Genomic DNA, 17939 nt, shown 5'->3' with positions numbered 1-17939 from the left:
CTTTGCCTCGGATTCCGCAACCAAATTAAATCGAGACAGGAGCGTTTCGATTTGCCTCGAGTCGTGCTTGTGCGACCGATCCCTTATTGTTCGTGGATCGACAGATGGAAAAGGCAGTCGCCTACGCAATCTCAGCGGCCCTCGTCGGTATCGGTGTTTTGATACTGGTCGTCGGCCTGTCCTCCAGCTCGCCCGCTCTGTGGGTGGTGGTCGCACTCGTGCCGATCACGATCGGGATCGTGAGCGCTTTTGGCCCGTGTAAGGATGGGGAAAACGGCCGATGGGTCAGATCGTCTGCATTTTCCGAATCGGGCCTCTGTGCACGCTCTCAACTGGTTTCAGATTTATGGATACACGCGCGTGAGCCATTTCGTCTCTATGCTTCTGCTTGCCCTCGCCCTGACGCTGACCTTGTGCTTCGGGGTGGCAGCCTGGCGCGTTTCGGCCGGCAATGACGTCGAGATCACCGCAACGATTCCGCATGAGGAATACGGATGGAGAGCTAGGTCGAAGAAGTGAATGCCTTGGGCCCGCCTTCGGCTACATCCCGGCGAGGAAGATCGTTGACCTTGACGACTCGCGATCGAGCGAAGACTGCCCCGCGGCTCCGACCAATATTGCCTCGAGCTCACCAGCAAGCCTTTAGGACTGCGGGTCATCCATTCGCAACACAACAATCGGGTTCGTGACCAGTTGCTCCAGGTGCGGCAGGGCATCGCAGGGCTCAGCGGCGTCGAGATCGGTCCCGTGCCAATATTGGACCCGGTCCGCGACGGCCAGAAAGCCGCGTTCGACCATCGATCGATGCTCCGCCTCTTTCAATCGTATGACAATATCTGCTTGCCGGCGGTCAGCTAAGGTGCACGGCTGCGGAAGTTCACCAGCCCTTCTCGGGCTAATTCCCCAGTGCTTGCAGCGCTTCGAGCGCAAAGTGGGAGATTGGATCCCGTGTTCTCCGGCGCCCGCCTTTCGGCAGCGCCTCCCGTAACATCTAGGCGGGATGCGTTTATGCCGCGCGCAATGAAATGCAGCCCTTTCACATGCCCCGATGTTCTCCAGGCTGACCGGTGGCATGCTTGTCATCTCGCAGATGGAGAAGAAGACGTCCGGCGTTAGCAATCAGCATCGTTGCGGAAAAATCCGGGACACGCGGCGAGGTCATAGCTTACCGTCAGCTATTCTGACGAATGAGGAAGGGCACCAGCTTTTCAAAGATTTCTGTCCGACAGCGATCAATCTCCCAACTGAGCGCATCGCTAAACCCGGCGGCATACGCATGGATCGTCGCTCGGTCCGCAGTCACTTTGGTGGCCACGCCATTTACGACCAGCGAACCTGTCAGAATCTTTCCGTCCCATTCAACAGCGCGACCACAACCCACCGACATGGCAACTCCAAATACTGACGGGTTGGTCTTATGTCGCACCAGGCAGTTATCTCACACCCGCCATCGTCGCTTGTTTGTTCGTGCTGCCGCTCATCATCCTCGTCTCGGATAAGGTTGTGCGATTGGCGCAACCAAGGCACGACGGCGCACCACATCAACTCCTTCCAACTCTCTCGATGAATTCCAGCGCGGCTGGGGCAATGTCATCGAACTCGACAAAGCAGCGGCGCAGCTCATCTGCAATCTCTACAGTTACATCACGGGACCAGCCCTCTACCGTGTTGAAGACTACGATCCGAGCAGGATGCTGGTATTGGCCTTCCATTATTTGGCGCATCAGCGTCGCTCGACCAGCGTCGTCTTCGTTGGTTTCGCTCCAGGCACGTCCGAGCCCACCTCCGAAATCCTCGAGCACAAGATAGACGTCACGTGGATGAGGCACGGTGGACGGAGAATGAGGCATGATCCCAAAACCCTGAAAATGCCGCCTCGATTTAACTTCCGTATTAGACTAGATTAAATATGGAATTTCAATCTAATTTACGTCGTCTGCTCTTTCGATCGGTAGACACTGCCTATCGATCGACCCAATCCCGGCGCACGCGCTCATGGAGGCGACCAAGAAGCGAGCCGTGGGTAGCGGCGACGGCGATGGCAGCCCAAACGGCAAGGACGACAGAGACCGCTAACTTTTTTCGGGGGCACGGCAATTGGAACGGGCGCGTCGGTTACCAAGTTTCCCAATGCCTATCCCCAAGTGGTCAACGCAGTCGGCCCCAGCTTTCCCATTGTCTCAGGGCTAGGGCTCATTTTTTTCGGCTTGGAACGACTTGCCGATTGCCAAGTTTTCCCGGTCCCTCCCCGCAAGGGGCGACTGCCTTCGCCAAGGCAGATCAAAAGCCCCAGCTTCACCGCCCTGAGGCTGGGGTCCTTTTGCTGTCTGGATAGCTGCAGACTCAGGAGGGCGTTGATGCAGGGTTATCGCTCAATCCTTCTTGTCCAATGGTTGACGACCTCGTTTGGCAACTGTCAGAGCTGGAAGATCTGCAGCTTAGAGTCCAAGAGGCGGAGCGACGCGCCTCGGCTGTACCTGCATTGCAGTCGCCTCCGAGCACTCAATCGCCGCGACGGCGAGCCGCGGGGGAGCAGACCCCCGAGGAGTGACTGGAACCCGATTTAACCTGCGTTAGCGAACCAGCGTAAGAGACTGTGCAGCTCGACTGCCCTGAAGGGAGTGAACTTCACCGTCTCGCGCGGTGAGGCTTGAGCAAGGGGCTGCTCAATTCGCATTTAGGCGTCTACCGCCCGGGCCGTTGCTATGTTCGGCTTTCTCGCGCGCGACAACGCGCCAGTCTCCGGATCACCGCCCGCGCTCGTGGGTGTCGTGCGCACGACCGAAGTGAGGGTGGAGCCGGAGGAGACCGGACAGCTCCGATCGATTGCGGTCGAGAAGGCCGCCACTGGGCGCGCCGGCGATGTTCTCGCGCGGCTCTCCGCGGTGGAGTTGGCGGCACAGGCGGACCAGCCACGCGCTGCGCGGGCGTCAGCAGTCGCCAACCGCAACAACGTCTATGCCGGTGTCCGGCGCGAGCAGGTCGAGTCGCTGAAGGCCACGATCGCCAAGGCCAGCGCCCGCCTCGGCTATGTGCAGGCCCAGCCCACCAGGACCAGCACGCTGGCACGCCAGAGCTTCGAATCCCAGCAGTCGCGCGACCAGGCCGAGAACGACGTTGCGAGCGCACGCGCCGACGTGGCCGAGGCCCAGGCCAATTACGATGCGGCCGTGGCCGGACTGACCCGGGAGGAGCGCGCGATCGCCGACACGCAGGTGCAGGCCGTCGCCGCGGAACGGCGCCAATGGCGCAATCAAGGCCGTCGCCACCGAACTACGGCCGCTCGGAGTGTTTGCGACTCGTAGATGGCGACTGCCACTCCGACAAATCTACCGCGTGCGCCACGTAGCGCATCACGACAGTCAAACCGGCGGAATACCAGGATGAACAGACGCAATTCTGACTCCGTCTCGCACGATTAGTTACTGGCACCGACCAAGTGGCTCTTTTGGCTGCTGACCATGTGATCTCTTCGCGAACCAATGGCCGTCGCCGCGGTGGCGCGAGATCGCACGCGCACCAAGCATGCCGACCAGCTCCTGACCGCATATTCCCTGCGCGGGCGATGAAGAACGGGCCTATCTCGAGTTTCTCATCGGTGACGACTTCGATTGCTGCCATTTAGGCGAGACGCTCGATGATCCCATCCAGCAGGTCGGCAAGCACGTAGCTCCTCAGCCGCGAGGAGCCGATCCGAAATGGCACCTCGTTCTCACAACGGAAGAGTGCCTTTTCCAGCTATTTCCTCAGAGCTGTGGAGAATAGCGAAAAATAAGGGAGTTGAGAACGTAATTCGCATTTAATCCGACGCACTGAGCCGGAGTCCCGAAGTGCCGGATATTTTGTTTCCACTTCTCGCAGGCGTCATCGTCGGCACACTCCTTTTCCTTGCATTCCGGCGATAGGCCGCCCGTGTGGCAATGAATCCTCAGCCGCGGCTGAAATCGCGGTTCCCTGCGCGATGCCTATGACTGTGCATGAACGGGAAGCTTCACTTCCAAGCTGGGAGGTGGACGTGAGTACCTGGCTGGTCGGTTTTGGAATTGTTCTGAGCGCGGGGCATTTTAATCGCGCACATTATCGACCCGATGCGCTCCTGAAGCCCACACGTCACATATCATGTAATTCGATTCCTTGAAGAAGAAGGAACACATTTTTGTTTTGGCAGTAACGATGCTAAAAGCCCTTTGCGCAGCTATGCATGTCGCAAACCGTCAATTGTTCGGACGTCTAGCGGCGCAATTTGATTTCTCCGAGAGAAGCCGTACGCCAGCGAGACCGAGATCCGACCGCGTGCTTACGCCTTGGGTCACGCTTACTGTGGCCGCGCGCGGCCTGACTTTCAAAAAATGGTGCGATGTGGGCGTCCCGCGGCGCTACCTTCAGGCTACATCGGCTCGTTGCGGCCAAGGCATTCCTCGGTGCGCCTCCTAGCGACGCAATCCCGAAGCACATTATGATTTTTCTTCGGCCGACGAGGTGCAGCTGACTGCGTATGATCAGGTCACCTGCCGCTTTTAATCGAAAGCTGGGACAATGAGGAAATCATCCAGCTTACGGCCACCTCGAAGTTGCGGCTTGAGCCACCGCGGCACCCTGCCGCGCCCCGACCAGGTCTCAGTCGGGTTGTTCGGATTCCGATACTTCGGATGAACAGCCGGGTATTGGCGGCGCGTACGCTCGAACCGGGTGACTTCGTGAGCCATTCCGATCCTTCGCTGCCGTTCCTCCAATCTGGCCTTTTCCGCCAACATTATGTCGGTAAGTTTGGCAGTCACCTCGTCGCGAATCTTGAAAAGCTCGTCGAGCGAGAGCAATTTCAGCTGATCGATGTTCATAGCTCCACCCCATTCGAAGAGCATTAATCAATCAAGCCCAAGTAGCGGACAAGGCCGCCCCTAAGAAACCGCCCCACCATCCACATTTAAATGCAACAACCAGGGATGATAAAGGCGAGAGAGCGGTAATACGGTGACATCGCCCAAAAACGCCGGGCGCATCTAATTCGCATATTGGCCTTTCGTTAATTCTACATTGTTGCCTTTTGGCAACCCGGGCACCGCGCTCGGGCGCTTACCCATGCATCCAGAAAATCGCGCGACCGGGGAAAAACTTGTCAGTATAGGCGAGCAGTTAGAGCGTTAGAGCTGGCATTGAAAGACGTGGTTATTACTTCCGTAGAGTGGGCGAAATTCAAAAACGAAAAATGGAAATAGACTGTCTCTAGCGTGCAGGTTTGAAAAGAGACCTGATCCGTGAGGCAGATGCATTTAATTGCGCTGACGTATTCGGGTCGTGTCCCCGGTGGTGGTGTAGCTCGGTAGAGCAAAGCCGCCCGGACGCGCGCCTTCAAACAGCGCCGTAGCGGGCGGGCGGCTTTGCGGTGGTCACCGGCAGTTCTCCGGTAGGATCGGGTTGCGATACGCCAACGCAACCGAGGAACCACCGACGACCGACGACATGATGAACCTGCGCACGCTCGTGGAGAAGACCCCTGATGCCGATCTCTTGCGCGAGATGATTGGCTTTGCCGCCCAGCGCCTGATGGAGCTGGAAGTGGGAGGCCAGACGGGGGCGGCCTACGGCGAGAAGAGCCCCGAACGTCTGGCCCAGCGCAACGGCTACCGGGACCGGATCTGGGAGACCCGCGCCGGTGCGGTTGAGCTGCGGATTCCCAAGTTGCGCAAAGGCTCCTACTTCCCTGGCTTCCTGGAGCCGCGCCGCATGGCCGAGAAGGCGCTCACTGCCGTGGTGCAGGAAGCCTATGTGCAGGGCGTCTCGACCCGCTCGGTGGACGATCTGGTGCAGGCGATGGGCATGACCGGCATCTCCAAGAGCCAGGTCAGCCGGCTGTGCGGCGAGATCGATGACAAGGTGAAGGCCTTCCTCGCCCGTCCGATCGAGGGCGACTGGCCGTATCTGTGGATCGACGCCACCTACGTGAAGGTGCGCCAGAATGGCCGCATCGTCTCAGTCGCGGTGATTGTCGCGGTCGGCGTCAATAGCGACGGCCGACGCGAGGTCCTCGGCATGGACATCGGCCCTTCCGAGGCCGAGACGTTCTGGACGGCGTTCCTGCGCAAGCTCGCCCGCCGCGGCCTGCGCGGCGTCAAGCTGGTCGTGTCCGACGCCCACGAAGGCATCAAGGCCACCGTCGCCAAGGTGCTCAATGCCAGCTGGCAGCGTTGCCGCGTCCACTTCATGCGCAACGCGCTGGCGCATGCTGGCAAGAGCGGGCGGCGCGTCGTCTCCGCCTTCATCGCCACCGCCTTTGCTCAGGACGACGCCGAGGCCGCGCGAACCCAGTGGCGCAAGGTCGCCGACCAGCTCCGCCCCAAGCTGCCCAAACTTGCCGGCTTCCTCAACGAGGCCGAGACCGATGTGCTCGCCTACATGACCTTTCCGCCACAGCATCGGACCAAGCTGCACTCGACCAACCCGATCGAGCGTCTCAACGGCGAGATCAAACGGCGGACCGAGGTGATCGGCATCTTCCCCAACGAGGACGCCATCACTCGCCTCATCGGCGCGATCCTGCTCGAACAGAATGATGAATGGGCCGTCCAGCGTGCCCGCTACATGACACTGGAAACCATCGCGCCGTTGAGCGATGATCCGAGCGTCAGCATCACGGCTATCGCCAGCTGACCAGCCCGGCTCCAGCCGGCGAACGCGGTGGCCCGCCGCCACCTACACCACGCCACGGGACACGATCCGTATTCGGATGTGGGTTAATTCACCGAAAGGACCGAGTAAGGTGCCCGGCAGGCGTTCTGGTGTTCGAGGTCGGGCAGATGACACGAGCTTTTGCCCATTGGAAAAGCACGCTGCGGACGCACTGAGGCGAGCCCGGCGACTTCCAGTCGGTCCCAATCGGAACGATCTTGGCCGCACCGCAACGGGATACGGGATAGATGCCCTCGTCCGTCGATGAAACACGGCTGTCCCGCGCCCGATCGCCGTTATCCAGGTCAATCACCTCGCTCTAGAGCAGAATGTCGAATCGCCGATTGAGCCGGACACCCCGCGTTGAATGCCCGTGAATTCATCTTAAGCGGCGCGCGTCCTTCTCAAGGAGGACAGAGGATTGCTGATAGATTGGATGGCAGTGGCGGAGCGGCGTGCTATCGCCCGTGGAGGACCGAGGCGCCAGCCTCGTTTCTCGAATTGACAGCAGAGTGCCGACTTTCAGCACGTGCATTAGCTTACATCAGCGGGATCTGCCGACGCACGGATCTCCCGCAATGGCGAACGAATGCGGGGGTGAGATCTAAGAGCGTGTCCAAACGGCTTTTGCTCTGCCGCCCGCTTTGGCGCGCCGTGTTCTGCCCGTTGTTCTCGCTTCTACGTTTCGAAGCCTGTTTCGAAGCTTCTCCACTTCTCTGAGCTCCGCAACTAGCGTTTTCAGCCGTTCACGCATAACCGCAAAGCTATAAATGTGGCGAGTACTGGACATTGCCTGCCTTTCATATGACTTGAACTAAGGCGTCGACGAGAAACGAATGTCGAATAAAGGTTCGTTCGAGGTTCACTGAGCTAGAGCCGAAGCTGCCAAATGCTCCCAGTACTCAGCCTCCGCGAGCAGCTTCCAGCTTCTCTCAGGATGGCGCGCAGCAGTCTGTCGGCAAAGCAAAGCCATTGCGCGAAAGCGGCGGGCAGATTCCATTTCCGACCTCCCGGTGTTTTCCCCAACTTATTTTTTTATTATTGCGATGGAGTCATCATGATTACTAAGCATAACTAAATTTGTCGTTTAGCGACAGCCGGTTAAGTTCCGCCAGCGCGTCAAAGCGGAACTAGTTTCGCTTTATGCTTCACATTGGTTTCGAATCCGAGTTGGTGCGGGATAGTCGCGCGCGCATTGCGTAGCTCGCGCAATCGAGCGCAGCGCCATGGAGCATACTCGGGCAGCAACATGCATGCGACGCGGCCTGAGTAGACATGCAATGTCGGAAACCGAACTGACCGACCGCGGAGGGTCTTTTCTAGTTGGCCGTTGCTGAGCACCTGAACCTTACTGGCGATCAGCCCGGCGCGAATGCCGGGCTCATTCGTCAGGCTCATTCCGCGGGACCGGCCTGAACGAACGACCAAGTGCGGTCGCTACCCAGGCTGCCCGTGTCGTCGAGCAATCTCGGAAACGACCGCGCCCCGGCACCAGCGTCTCCTCGACAATCCGGGCCTTGTCGTCCCTCGAAAACCAGCGACGTCGTCCCGTCTCCGTGATCACTTCCAGTCGATGCGTCGTCACATCCGACTTAAGCGTATGGTCAAGCATAGACATAAGCCGATGCCTTCCAAAGAGATCGTGAAACTCGCCTATCCAGTGTGCCGCGAGAAGGTGGGTGCAGTACGACGCTTACGGATCAACGTATGAAGTGAGTTCCGCTTCACTCTCCCCGGTTGTACTGAGTCGGGCATAAGCTGGTGAAGCGAGTATGAGCAATGTTACGCGTCGGGCCTGCGGGTTTACGCAGCACTCACCGAGCTAAAGGGCAATGAAAACGATGTCCTGGAGCCAGATCGATCGGCAGAATGAAAGGAGCTGCATCAGATTTCGTCAGAGCCACACTTGAACGCCGCTTGGCAGAGATGACAGCTATAAGCAGCCATGCAGGTTATTCGAGACGCGCATAAGCGGATTTTGCTCGCTCATAATACGTAATCAGGTGCTTCTGATACGGATACAGAGATTCGCCTCGTTGCGCGAAGCGGCATCCAAATTTGCTTTCATATGCTCGAAATCCTTCCTCGCTATCATGCAAGAACATGATGTCGTGTATCGTCATATGCCGGATCGCCACTAGCGGGACCGGAGATTGCGAGATTGCATCCCACTCAGGATTATGGACCGCCCGTTCACGGCATCTTGGATGAAACTGGCCAATCATCAAACCAAAGTTGACAATCTTGGGTTTGATCGTCCGATGACACTCATCAAGCACCGTTAGGTATTTCTCCTCGACATTTGGGAATACGATGAGCAACGCTTTTAATGCCTGTTCATGCCGCGCAAAGGGGGGCGCCTCTTTGAAGGGATTGACGTATCCCAAGATCACGTCGGCAACAGCTGCGGGGTCCCGTCCGTTCACGTCGTTATGAAAGACCATGTACAGGCAGTTCGCTTTGATCGAGGCCTCCACATAGGGACAAACCGTTTGAGGAGGGTAAGGTCGTCTGACGCTTTCTTGCTCCCGAATGAGATGATCCCTGGCCCAGTTAAGGATGCGTTTGGCAGATCTCACGTCTCCGGAGGACACAAAGGTATGAGTTTTCAGAATTTTCTCCGGAGAATCTCGCATTGCTGTCCGCGCCCTCGATTTAAAAATCTTACCTTGTTACCGTCTCGATTTAAAGCTATTAACAGCGTAAACAATAATATTAAAGCTTGCCCAGGGCAATATTAAATCGGTGGGATAACAATTGAAGATCGCAAGGGATCGAAACGACAATCTAGACGAAAGCTCCGGCACAAGTTGGGCAACCCGCGTTGAGCTGCGAACGAGCACGATCGAGGATGTGTACGCGCTGTCCCCGACACAAGAAGGTATGCTGTTCCACAGTTTGTTGGCGCAGGGAACGGGAGTCTACATCGAGCAACTGCTCTGCGATTTGCCGGAACTTCTTGATGTGGCCGCTCTGCGGCAGGCCTGGAGAATTGTAGTTGCTCGCCATCCGGTTTTGCGAACGGAGTTTCGTTGGCTTGATCTCGATGCGCCACAACAGCAGGTGCGAGCTCAGGTCGAGATCCCTTGGCAGCAACGAGACTGGCGCGGAATCACAGATGCCGAACAGGATCGACGAACGGCTGATCTTTTGGAGACGGATCGTCGTCATGGCTTCGATCTGGCGCGAGCGCCCCTGCACCGTCTATCCCTTGTGCGCTGTGGTGAGGCGAAAAACCGCCTCATCTGGACTTTTCATCACGCAGTGTTGGACGGCAGGTCATTCGCACCTATCCTTCGGGAAGTGTTCTCCTATTACGAAGCTCTCCGCACTGGCACAGAAATAGGACTGGAGCGACCCCGACCTTATCGGGACTACATTGATTGGCTACAAAAGCAGGAGCTCTCTAGATCTGAAAGGTTTTGGAGGCGTACGCTCGATGGCTTCGCGGAACCCACTCCCCTGGTGGTTGATCGCGTGCCGAGCAATGACCGGACGGTTGAGATCCACGGAGGGAATGAGGAGATTTGGTTATCGAGTGAGATTACCTCCGCTCTTCGTTCGCTCGCTGGGACGAATGAACTGACCCTCAACACGATAGTTCAGGGTGCCTGGTCGCTTCTGCTGAGTCGGTACAGCCGCGAAACCGAAGTTGTATTCGGAGTTACCAGGAATTGTCGCCGAAGCGCAATCGAGGGCGCGGAAGCGATGGTAGGTTTGTTCATCAACACATTGCCGTTGCGTGTGCACGTGAACCCCGAGGCCGCGCTCATTCCTTGGCTGAAGGATCTGCGCGCGCGATCTATGGCGATGCGCGAATATGAGCATACGCCGCTGGAGAAGATACAGGCTTGGAGCGATGTGCCAGCGGGCAGGCCACTATTTGAAAGCATCCTTGTCTTTGAGAACTATCAACTGAACTCCCTATTGCAGACCCAGGGAGGATCTTGGGCCACTCGTCAATTCCATGTCTTTGAGCGGTCGAATTATCCGGTCACCCTGGCGGCTTATGATGGGACTGAATTGTGCCTGAAGATCGGATTCGACGGCAGCCGATTAGACCACGCCACAGTTCGCCGGATGCTCGGCCATTTACAAACGCTGCTTGAGGCAATGACAGAGAGGCCGCAGCATCTGCTCCGGGATCTACCGCTATTAACACCCGCTGAGCGTCACAAGGTTCTGGTAGAATGGAACGAAACACAAGCAGACTACCCCGGGGATTTCTGCGTCCATGAACTATTCGAAGCGCAAGTCAAGCGAGCTCCGGATGCCGTGGCAGTGGAGTTCGGCGAATGGCGCCTGAGCTACGGCGAGCTAAACGATCGTTCAAATCAGCTTGCGCATCATTTGCGAAAATTAGGAGTTGGTCCTGACGTTCTGGTGGGTCTCTGCATGGACCGATCGCCAGAGTTGATCATCGGCTTGTTCGGCGTTCTCAAAGCCGGAGGCGCTTATGTGCCGATAGATCCGGCTTACCCGCCGGCACGCATTGCATTTATGCTGAACGACGCTAACACGCCCATTCTACTCACTGACCGCAAGCTGATTCCAATTCTGCCCGCATCTAAGACGACAACGCTCATTTCCATGGATGATCCGGAAATCTTCGTTGGGAACGTTGACAATCCGACGTGCACTGCGGTGGATTCAAACCTTGCCTACGTAAATTATACTTCAGGGTCTACAGGCAATCCGAAGGGAGTAATGATTCCTCATCGAGCCGTCAGAAATGTGATGAGTTGGATGCAGTCGACATTTCCCTTGGACAAACACGACTGTGTATTGCAGCAGATTTCATTTAGCTTCGATCCCGCGGTTTTGGAAATCCTTGCGCCGCTGTTCGTAGGCGCCCGGTTGGTGTTGGCGCAACCGGGTGGAAATCGGGATCCGGCGTATCTGCTCCAAACGATTGTTCAATACCAGATTAGTGTCATGCACCTGGTGCCATCGACGCTGCGTATGCTGCTCCAGATACCGGAAGTCAAAGCCTGCCGCAGCTTGCGGCATGTGTTCTGCGGCGGCGAAGTGTTGACTGGAGACCTCGCTCGAGACTTTTTTCGACTGGTCAATGCAGAATTGCACTTTTTTTATGGACCAACGGAAGCCACAATCACTTCAGTGTTTTACTCAGTGCCGCGCCAGCATGATAATGGTATCATTCCCATCGGCCGCCCCGTAGCCAATACTCAGGCTCATGTGCTGGACGGTCATCAACAACATGTCCCAATCGGCGTACCCGGCGAATTATATCTGGGTGGCGTTCAAGTAGGTCGTGGCTACCACAATCAGCCAGAATTGACGCAGGAACGATTCATTGTTGACCCGTTCAGCAAGACATCTGGTTCCCGGTTATACAAAACCGGTGACCTGGTTCTACGATTGCCAAATGGCATGATTCAGTTTCTTGGCCGGATGGATCATCAGGTAAAGATTCGCGGGCATCGCGTCGAATTGGGTGAGATTGAAGCGATGGTAATGCGGCATCCAGCCGTACAGGAAGCTGTAGTTGTGGCGCGAGAAGACACATCAGGCGACAGGAGACTCATAGGGTATGTGAGGCCCACCGTTTCGTCTGCTGCCCTAGAGGGCGAACTGCGGATTCTTTGCAGAGATCATCTGCCGACGTATATGGTTCCTGCGGCCTTTGTCTTGTTGGATGCATTTCCCAAGACTCCTAACGGTAAACTGGACCGCATGGCATTGCCGCCGCCCGGCGTTAGGTCATTCGAATCTGAAGAATTGTGTGTGCCGCCAAACACCCCGACCGAAGAAGCGCTTATCGGCATATGGTGTGAATTACTCGAGCTGAAGCAAGTCGGTATCAAGGACAACTTTTTCGAATTGGGTGGGCATTCATTGATGGCCGTCCGGATGATCAATCGGATCAAACAAGTGACGAGGGTGAGCCTCAGCCTTTCGGATCTTTACCGAAATCCGACGGTACAAAAACTAGCAAGGGTTATCGTCGCTCAGGGGCCAACGCGCAAACGACGACCCGCGGTTGTTGAAATGAACAAAGGCAAGGGGGCGTACCCCGTGTACTTCGTTTACGCCGGACCGCACGAATTACGTCTTGCCGAATTGGTGGATAACCAGGTTTTCGGAATCGATGTGCCTCCGTGGCCTTTGGCATGGCGTGCTGCGGTTGCCAACAATCGGACATCCGCCTTCCCAACTATTGAGCAACTAGTTGCGCCATTTGTAGCGGCACTGTGTACCCATATAACTTCCTCGTCGTGTGTACTTGCGGGGCATTCCTTCGCAGGGATCATTGCCTTTGAAATGGCTCATCAATTCCAAAGGCAAGGTGGCCGGGTAGATATGGTGATGTTGTTCGATACGTCGGCTAAGTATCCGACTGCACGTGAAGTTGCTTGGCGGAAATGTCGACAAATTTGGACGCAAGCCCCGAACAGGCCTTCGGCGCATCAACTTTCAGAATCAGTGGCGTTCCGCTTGCAGCGCTCATGGCAGGCCGTCCAGTGGATGCTCGGTCAGGAAGCGAGGAAGTGGCTTAGCGGCATCTTGCCGAGACGAAGCACTGTTACGACGATGCTGGACGAGGAAGGGGCACCGTTGCCCACGAGGCTCGTCGAACGATTGTATACAAAGATCCTTGGATCTTACTGCCCGCGTCCTCTTGACAGTCGGGGTATCCTTTTTCGATCAGAATCGGGGTTTGAGATGTCTGCTTTGGACGACAGCCTAGGTTGGAGGAATCTATTTCTTCCCGGCCTGGAAGTCGTACCCGTGATTGGGGATCATTTGTCGATGTTCCGTGAACACAATCAGTCCCTGGCTCAAAAAATCAACGAAACGCTTAAGCGATTTGATCCGACCTCGGAATGTGCCCAGGTTGAATGTTTATCTAGGGGGCGTGAGATGGAGGAAGGAAATCTAAAGGCGGCGATTTTCGACTTGCCGATCACCAAGGGTGTTCAAGAAGCCGCGCATGATCCCTTTCGGCGGTGAGGCTGGGAAGAAATCGAAATCGCAGCGGGGCCCTGCTGGACGACACCTGCAGTTCGATGCAGGTGTAGGCCGCGGTTATCGCTCGGCTTATCGACTTCCCGGTTGCAACCCGGCACAAAGCCGGATTCGGCGGCCGCTTCTTGGCCTGCGCGAACCGTCGAAAGAGCTTGGTAGGACCCCGCCACCAACTTTAGAATGTCTCTGTCTCCGCAGAGAAAGGCTACGTTTGACGCCGTCGAACGCGTGATCAGGGAGGGCAAGCCATGAAGCGAGTTTGCCAAGTGGCCCATTTAGTAGCATTTTGCGGTTTGCGAGGCAACGAAGCGCACGGTCAGCAGCCGAGGACATAGACAGGTATGAGACATTGCGCGTCGCCATTCCGCGGATGAAACGTTGGCCATACAGTCTCTGGACAAGTCCGAGACGGATGTTATCCGCGATATCTACATATACACTGACCCGAGAGGCAGCACGAATGCTGGCGCGTACAAAGATCAGCAGAGCGGCCGACGAGAAATTGTGATCTTTGTCGGTGTCGCCAATATGTTCACGCAACTAGGCATCTATTTTCTGGCAATGCAGACGGCTCTCGATTGTGCCCAGGATTTTGTCACTGCCGTATGCCAACGATGGCAAGAGAACACAAATAGGTTCAATGCCGGGCTCTCTATTCAATCGATATACCCCCGCACGAGTTTTTTGGAGCTCGTCCACAATGCGGAGGCATTGACCCAACGTTTAGCAAACCCCTCCGCTGACGATCTACTGAGCCTGAGAACGCGCCAACTTTTATCGGAGAGACCCTGGCCCCGACTGGGATCGGGCCCAGGGAGCGCCGGTGACGGGCCGAGAGCGGAGTAAAGGAGCGAAGCGAGAGTGAGCGTCCCAGCCACGATCTCTGCCATGAATAAAATCCAAGTTGAAAGGTTCAGCGGCTGGAGCCGCCGGCGCAAACGGATCCAATAATGCGGCAAGCTTTGCCAGCCTTGCCGCAATCGTCAAGCGCGGCGTCCCTGGCGCGCTGAACGTTATCGCGCTGGATGAGCGACCAGGACTTGTCCGAGATCGCCAACGCTCCGCAGCTCTTTCCGTAAAAGGAAAGCTCGATCGGGCATTTCGCCCCGGCGCAATTGCCGCGAGCATCGGCCACCGCCGCGCGCCGTGAGGCGTGGTTTCACGAGATGCCCCATTTGCTGCTGTCGGGGCCTTGGACGATCGGTATGCTTCCGGTGAAGCTTTCAATTACCCACAAATTCTGTACGCATCCGGCGAAGGCCCCCGGTTAGGCCGCTTTCGAGAAGGCTGATCGCGCTCAAGCTGCGTGAGCGACGCTTTGGGGCTGCCAATTCCAAGGCAGCAGTTCGTCAATGCGCTTGGCAGAGTGATCAGGTAGGCGCGCCAGCACGTCGGCAAGCCAAGCCTGCGGGTCGACGTCGTTGAGCTTTGCGGTGGCGATGAGGCTGTAGATGGCAGCAGCACGCCGACCGCCCTCATCGGACCCGGCGAAGGTCCAGTTTTTTCGCCCGATGGCGACCGCCCGTAGCTCACGTTCAGCAGCATTGTTCGACATGCAGAGCCGTCCGTCATCAAGGAAGCGACTAAATGCGTCCCAGCGGCTGAGGCAGTAATTGATCGCCTTGGTCGTGTCGTTGTTCCTGGAGAGCTTGGCGCGCTGCTCGCGCAACCACACCTCCAGCTCGCCGATCAGGGGGCGACTACGCTCCTGGCGCGCACGCAGACGCTCCTGCGCCGGAAGTCCGCTGATCTCGCGCTCGATGGCGAACAGGACATCGACGCGCTTGACCGCCTCGGCCGCGATTGGCGCCTTGCTGAGCCGTGCCAGATCAAAGAACTTGCGTCTGCCGTGAGCCCAGCATGCGGCCTCGATGATCGGGCCGCCCTTGCGATTGGCCTCGTAGAGCCTGCCAAAGCCGGCGTAGGCGTCAGCCTGCATCAATCCGGCATAGCCCGCCAGATGCTGCTCCGGATGCGCACCGCCACGATCGGGCGAGTAGAAGAACACGGCCGCCGGCGGATCTGGGCCGGCAAACGGACGGTCGTCGCGCACGTAGGTCCAGAGCCGTCCGGTCCGGGTCTTGTCCTTGGCCAGGACTGGCACCGTGGTGTCATCGGCGTGGATGCGCTCGGCTGCGAAGACGTGGCTCCGGATCGCATCGACCAAAGGCATCAGGCTTGCGGCGGAGGCTCCTACCCAGTCCGCGAGCGTCGAGACGTCTAGGTCGATGCCCTCACGCTGGTAGACCTCGCTCTGACGATTAAGCGGCAGGTGCAGGCCGTACTTGGCGAACAGGACATGAGCCAGCAGCTTGGGCCCTGCACGCCCGAGCGCAATCGGGTGCGAAGGAGCCGGCGGTTGGGTGATCGCTTCGCAGGCCCGGCAGGCGAGCTTCTCGCGCACATGCTGGATTACCTTCCACTGGCGCGGAACGAGTTCCAGCGTCTCGGTCACGTCCTCGCCAATTTTGCGCAATCGGCTGTCGCCGCAGCATGGGCAGGTGGCAGGCACCGGATAGACAAGGCGCTCCCGCGGCAAATGCTCCGGCCGCGGCCGGCGGGCTGGCTTGCGGCGCTCGAACGATGGCACCGTAATCTTGTCGGCTGCCATCTGCGCCGCGGTCTCAGCTTGCGCCGCGTTCTCCTCCAGATCGGCGAGCTGTAGCTCGAGCTGGTCCAGCAAAGCGCCTCGCTCGGAGGACTGTCCGAACTGCTCGTGCCGCAGCTTCTTGATCGTGAGCTTGAGCTTCTCAATCAGCAAGGTGCCCGCCTGGGCTTCCGCCTCTGCGGCCAACCGGGCCGCTCGCTCGGCGCGCAGCATCGTCTGCAGCGTGGTCACATCGTCGGGAAGAGAATCATCAGCGCCCATCGCCGACCAGAGAATCACAAGACGCGGCCTCTGTCCGAACCGCTGATCGTGCCTCCGATTCACATCCCAGCGATCAGCCCGCCGCCTGCGGTCGCCAAGTATGTTGCGGCAGCCGCCAGTCGATGCCCTCCAGCAGGTAGCCAAGCTGGGCTGGGGTAATTGTCACGACGCCATCAGCCGGCGATGGCCACAGGAAGCGGCCGCGCTCCAGCCGCTTGGCACAAGCGACATGCCCAGTCCATCGTGCCAAAGGATCTTGATCAGCTTGCCGCTTTTGCCACGGAACACATAGAGGTCGCCGCCGTGCGGATCTCGCTTAAAGGCTTCCTGCACCAGTAAGCCCAGCGAGTTCATGCCCCGACGCATATCGGTGTGGCCGGTCGCAATCCACACCCGCACGCCTGACGCAATAGGGATCACCGTAGGCGTCCATCTGCCAGCGCCGCCACCGCGGCCTTCAGCGTGGCTGCGTCGACCGTACCCGTGATCCGCATCCGAGCCCCGGCAGCAAACTCGATCTCGATCGTCCCGCCGCTGCTGGCCGGCGCGACCGGACAGGGCGCCCGACCTGATTCCGCCACCACCATCGCCGGTACGAAGCCAGGTTGATGGGCGGCATCCTTCGGCTCAGGCCGAAACGACCGTCGCCATCGCAGCAGCAATGAGCGCGAAACGCCATATCGCCGCGCCGTCGCAGCGACCTGACGCGGCGCTTGTAAGCTCTCCAGGACGATCTTGAGCTTCTCATCCTCGGACCAGCGCCGCCGCCGGCCTGTGTCCACTACTTCGAGCCGTTCGACTTGGGCACTGCGTCTATCACTGTCCATAGGGACAGTTCTCAACAACACGCCTCATTCGGCAAGGCGGCCTTCACCGGGCTTCTGGCAGCACTACCGGCGGCGGACCTCGATCTGCTGGCGCCCGAGCTAGAGATGGTAGCGCTCGATCGGGATGCGGTCGTCTCGCAGGCGGGTGACCAGACCGAGCACGTCCTCTTTCCTCATAGTGGCGCCATTTCTGTGATGATCGACATGGCCAACGGACAGACGGTCGCCAGCGCCGCAATAGGGCGCGAGGGAGCAGTAGGCACTCTTTCCGTGCTAGGGCCGTCCCCTTCGGCCGTTACCGCCGTCGTTCGCGCCGCGGGCATCGCCTCGCGGATCTCCGCATCGCGATTCCACGCCGCTTTTAGCCGAAGCCCCGCGATCCGCCACGCAGTCCAGATTCATTTCAAAGCGATGCTGATACAGCTACAAATCGGCGGCGCCTGCAATGCGCTGCATCCGGCCCAAGCCCGCATGTCACGCTGGCTGCTCCATCTTCGCGACCGCGCCGACCACGACGTCCTCGCACTCACCCAAGAGGCGCTTTCGCAAATACTGGGTGTGCGACGAACGACAGTGACGCTCCTGAT

Annotated in this window: 12 protein-coding genes and 2 pseudogenes; 5 read left to right on the top strand and 9 right to left on the bottom strand. The window is 58.1% G+C overall.

The window, feature by feature from the left end:
- Positions 1-360: 360 nt before the first annotated feature.
- Positions 361-519 carry a hypothetical protein gene (locus FXB41_RS41305; protein ID WP_245285881.1) on the top strand — a complete coding sequence of 53 codons (159 nt, stop codon included), beginning with the start codon at positions 361-363 and terminating at the stop codon, positions 517-519.
- A gap of 123 nt (positions 520-642) precedes the next feature.
- On the opposite strand, the gene FXB41_RS41300 is transcribed toward FXB41_RS41305, so the two are convergent.
- The 3 genes from FXB41_RS41300 to FXB41_RS37995 all read right to left on the bottom strand — a co-directional run bounded on the left by FXB41_RS41300 (position 643) and on the right by FXB41_RS37995 (position 1850).
- Positions 643-798, bottom strand: coding sequence for a hypothetical protein (locus tag FXB41_RS41300; protein WP_246649529.1), 156 nt, complete (start codon positions 796-798; stop codon positions 643-645).
- Positions 799-1171: 373 nt separating this feature from the next.
- Positions 1172-1387 carry a hypothetical protein gene (locus tag FXB41_RS38000; RefSeq protein ID WP_219685419.1) on the bottom strand — a complete coding sequence of 72 codons (216 nt, stop codon included), beginning with the start codon at positions 1385-1387 and terminating at the stop codon, positions 1172-1174.
- 154 nt (positions 1388-1541) lie between these two features.
- Positions 1542-1850, bottom strand: coding sequence for a hypothetical protein (locus tag FXB41_RS37995; protein ID WP_219685418.1), 309 nt, complete (start codon positions 1848-1850; stop codon positions 1542-1544).
- 921 nt (positions 1851-2771) lie between these two features.
- Between FXB41_RS37995 and FXB41_RS37990 the strand changes: the two genes are divergently transcribed.
- Positions 2772-3305 carry an HlyD family secretion protein gene (locus FXB41_RS37990; protein ID WP_219685417.1) on the top strand — a complete coding sequence of 178 codons (534 nt, stop codon included), beginning with the start codon at positions 2772-2774 and terminating at the stop codon, positions 3303-3305.
- 1212 nt (positions 3306-4517) lie between these two features.
- Here FXB41_RS37990 and FXB41_RS37985 read toward each other — a convergent pair.
- Positions 4518-4838, bottom strand: coding sequence for an H-NS histone family protein (locus FXB41_RS37985; protein ID WP_219685416.1), 321 nt, complete (start codon positions 4836-4838; stop codon positions 4518-4520).
- 622 nt (positions 4839-5460) lie between these two features.
- Here FXB41_RS37985 and FXB41_RS37980 point away from each other — a divergent pair.
- Entirely contained in the window at positions 5461-6648 is a 1188-nt protein-coding gene (locus FXB41_RS37980; protein WP_219685415.1) for an IS256 family transposase, read from the top strand.
- 1970 nt (positions 6649-8618) lie between these two features.
- On the opposite strand, the gene FXB41_RS37975 is transcribed toward FXB41_RS37980, so the two are convergent.
- Positions 8619-9302, bottom strand: a complete 684-nt coding sequence (locus FXB41_RS37975) for a DUF6875 domain-containing protein (RefSeq protein ID WP_376707538.1) — start codon at positions 9300-9302, stop codon at positions 8619-8621.
- A 121-nt stretch (positions 9303-9423) separates the two neighbouring features.
- Between FXB41_RS37975 and FXB41_RS37970 the strand changes: the two genes are divergently transcribed.
- Positions 9424-13641 carry a non-ribosomal peptide synthetase gene (locus FXB41_RS37970; protein WP_219685413.1) on the top strand — a complete coding sequence of 1406 codons (4218 nt, stop codon included), beginning with the start codon at positions 9424-9426 and terminating at the stop codon, positions 13639-13641.
- A gap of 928 nt (positions 13642-14569) precedes the next feature.
- On the opposite strand, the pseudogene FXB41_RS37965 reads toward FXB41_RS37970, so the two are convergent.
- From FXB41_RS37965 to tnpA, 4 genes and pseudogenes are all read right to left on the bottom strand, one after another.
- Positions 14570-14857: pseudogene (locus FXB41_RS37965) on the bottom strand (DUF4189 domain-containing protein); the annotation flags it as partial.
- Positions 14858-14953: 96 nt separating this feature from the next.
- Positions 14954-16525 (bottom strand): IS66 family transposase, encoded by a 1572-nt coding sequence (tnpC, locus tag FXB41_RS37960; protein WP_219685421.1) that lies wholly within the window; start codon positions 16523-16525, stop codon positions 14954-14956.
- A 73-nt stretch (positions 16526-16598) separates the two neighbouring features.
- Positions 16599-16879, bottom strand: a pseudogene (gene tnpB / locus FXB41_RS41845) (IS66 family insertion sequence element accessory protein TnpB).
- Positions 16880-16941: 62 nt separating this feature from the next.
- The gene (tnpA, locus tag FXB41_RS37950; protein WP_219685412.1) at positions 16942-17352 is read right to left on the bottom strand and encodes an IS66-like element accessory protein TnpA; all 411 of its coding nucleotides are present in this window, start codon (positions 17350-17352) and stop codon (positions 16942-16944) included.
- Positions 17353-17457: 105 nt separating this feature from the next.
- Here tnpA and FXB41_RS37945 point away from each other — a divergent pair.
- The coding region (locus FXB41_RS37945; protein WP_246649527.1) for a Crp/Fnr family transcriptional regulator at positions 17458-17939 on the top strand (482 nt) is incomplete at its 3' end.

The organism is Bradyrhizobium canariense (assembly GCF_019402665.1).
GTDB classification, from domain to species: Bacteria; Pseudomonadota; Alphaproteobacteria; order Rhizobiales; family Xanthobacteraceae; genus Bradyrhizobium; species Bradyrhizobium canariense.
Note: the sequence above shows the minus strand (reverse complement) of the source record. Positions and strands in the feature narration are given on the sequence as shown.

What these genes read in the sequence shown, in the direction of transcription:
- FXB41_RS41300 (WP_246649529.1), bottom strand. Translation starts at nt 798, where the DNA reads ATGGTCGAACGCGGCTTTCTGGCCGTCGCGGACCGGGTCCAATATTGG.
- FXB41_RS38000 (WP_219685419.1), bottom strand. Translation starts at nt 1,387, where the DNA reads ATGTCGGTGGGTTGTGGTCGCGCTGTTGAATGGGACGGAAAGATTCTG.
- FXB41_RS37995 (WP_219685418.1), bottom strand. Translation starts at nt 1,850, where the DNA reads ATGCCTCATTCTCCGTCCACCGTGCCTCATCCACGTGACGTCTATCTT.
- FXB41_RS37985 (WP_219685416.1), bottom strand. Translation starts at nt 4,838, where the DNA reads ATGAACATCGATCAGCTGAAATTGCTCTCGCTCGACGAGCTTTTCAAG.
- FXB41_RS37980 (WP_219685415.1), top strand. Translation starts at nt 5,461, where the DNA reads ATGATGAACCTGCGCACGCTCGTGGAGAAGACCCCTGATGCCGATCTC.
- FXB41_RS37975 (WP_376707538.1), bottom strand. Translation starts at nt 9,302, where the DNA reads ATGCGAGATTCTCCGGAGAAAATTCTGAAAACTCATACCTTTGTGTCC.
- tnpC (WP_219685421.1), bottom strand. Translation starts at nt 16,525, where the DNA reads ATGGGCGCTGATGATTCTCTTCCCGACGATGTGACCACGCTGCAGACG.
- tnpA (WP_219685412.1), bottom strand. Translation starts at nt 17,352, where the DNA reads ATGGACAGTGATAGACGCAGTGCCCAAGTCGAACGGCTCGAAGTAGTG.